Raw genomic sequence first — 1,559 nt, forward strand, 5'->3', positions numbered from 1 at the left:
CGATCGGTGTTGATGCTCAGGTCCGGGCCATCGGTGAGCAGTTCGCCAGGAATCATGGTTGGATCTTTCTGTCGGTTCTGGGGCAGGCAGGCGAGGCTCAGATGGCTGCCGCGATGGCAGGTGTAAGCATGCCCAGCCCGAGCAGGGCGACGCCCCCCCCGGCCAGACGGGAGGCCCAGCGGCTGGCACCGTGACCCTGATCGCGCAAGGCCAGGCCCGCAGCCATTCCGATGCCATGTAGCAAGGCCGTGCTGGCGACCATGCCGGTCAAGGCCGCCATGGCGTGACCGCCCAATTCCGTGCCGTGCGCCAGGCCGTGGAACAAGGCAAACATGGCGACCAACGCGGCGCCGGTGCCCTTGCCAAGCTTCAAGCGGGTCGCGACAAGGAGGCCCAGTACCAACAGAGACGCGGCGATCATGGGCTCGGTGCCTGGCACGGTCACGCCGGCCATGCCCGCCAAGGCGCCTGCCAGCAAGGTGCAGGCGAATGCCGTCGGGGCAGTGACCATGGCCTTGAGATCGAGCTTGCGGTCTGACGCGTTCAGGCTCAAGGCGCTCCAGGCCCCGACGCTCAGCATGGCGGCGAGGTGATCCATGCCGGTCAAGGGGTGCAGCGCGCCATCGATCAGGCTGCCGATGATCTGGCCGTCATGCGCATGCAGGCCGCCATCAGCGCCCAAGTGTGACCACGCGAGTGGCGACATCAGCGCCAGGAAAGCGCCCGTAGTGGCCAGGATGGTGCGGCGAGTGGAGGTTGGGTACATGGTCATGGTTCCAATCTGGTGAGTGGACGATTGAAGTGCTGTCGATAAGCTGTTTGCGCGCATTAAATTGGTGCGCGCCAAAGGCATTAATCCGATTTATGCGATAGGTTGGTGCACCGTCACCAACTTGGTGCCGTCAGGGAAGGTCGCCTCCACCTGGATGTCGGGGATCATGTCCGGCACGCCTTCCATGACCTGCTCACGCGAGAGCACGGTTTTGCCTTCGCTCATCAACGCGGCTACGCTCTTGCCATCACGGGCGCCTTCCATGATGAAGGCGGTGATCAGGGCGACGGCCTCTGGGTAATTGAGCTTGAGCCCCCGGGCCATGCGGCGCTCTGCCAGCAAGGCAGCCGTGAAAATCAGGAGCTTGTCTTTTTCTCGGGGCGTCAGTTCCATCGTGTGTCTCGGTGTGGACCGGGGCTTTGGTGTGTGTGGTTCAGCGGGAAGGCGCCTTCGGCATCGAAATTGCGATGTCAAGGGCAGACGAACCCACACTATGCAAGAGCCAGACCCAAATCGTCCAGAGGTGATAAGCCGTTCGGCGTATGCACCAGATGAGCCCGCAGGCGAAGCCCTGCAGCGGGTGGTCAAGGTGCGTCGGGACTACAACACCTGGGTGGCATCGGAGACGCTGGAAGACTATGCGCTGCGTTTCACGCCCAGGTCTGCCCGCCGGTGGAGTGACTGGCGTGTGGCCAATATGGCGTTTGGTGCTGCAGCGTTTCTGGTGCTGGAGGCGGTCGGGGCCACCTTGTTGGTGGACTATGGCTTCATCAACGCGTTCTGGGCA

Annotated in this window: 3 protein-coding genes; 1 reads left to right on the top strand and 2 read right to left on the bottom strand. The window is 63.2% G+C overall.

Annotation, left to right across the window (positions count from 1 at the left end):
• Positions 1-97: 97 nt before the first annotated feature.
• Together EPO09_RS12480 and EPO09_RS12485 are read right to left on the bottom strand one after the other, a co-directional pair.
• Positions 98-766, bottom strand: a complete 669-nt coding sequence (locus EPO09_RS12480; RefSeq protein ID WP_290643544.1) for a HupE/UreJ family protein — start codon at positions 764-766, stop codon at positions 98-100.
• Between the two features lie 96 nt (positions 767-862).
• Positions 863-1,165: an urease subunit gamma gene (locus EPO09_RS12485; RefSeq protein WP_290643546.1), complete on the bottom strand. Its 303-nt coding sequence runs from the start codon at positions 1,163-1,165 to the stop codon at positions 863-865.
• 130 nt (positions 1,166-1,295) lie between these two features.
• Between EPO09_RS12485 and EPO09_RS12490 the strand changes: the two genes are divergently transcribed.
• The coding region (locus EPO09_RS12490) for a hypothetical protein (protein WP_290643548.1) at positions 1,296-1,559 on the top strand (264 nt) is incomplete at its 3' end.

This window comes from Aquabacterium sp. (assembly GCF_004297345.1).
Lineage (GTDB): Bacteria > Pseudomonadota > Gammaproteobacteria > Burkholderiales > Burkholderiaceae_C > Aquabacterium.

What these genes read in the sequence shown, in the direction of transcription:
- EPO09_RS12480 (WP_290643544.1), bottom strand. Translation starts at nt 766, where the DNA reads ATGTACCCAACCTCCACTCGCCGCACCATCCTGGCCACTACGGGCGCT.
- EPO09_RS12485 (WP_290643546.1), bottom strand. Translation starts at nt 1,165, where the DNA reads ATGGAACTGACGCCCCGAGAAAAAGACAAGCTCCTGATTTTCACGGCT.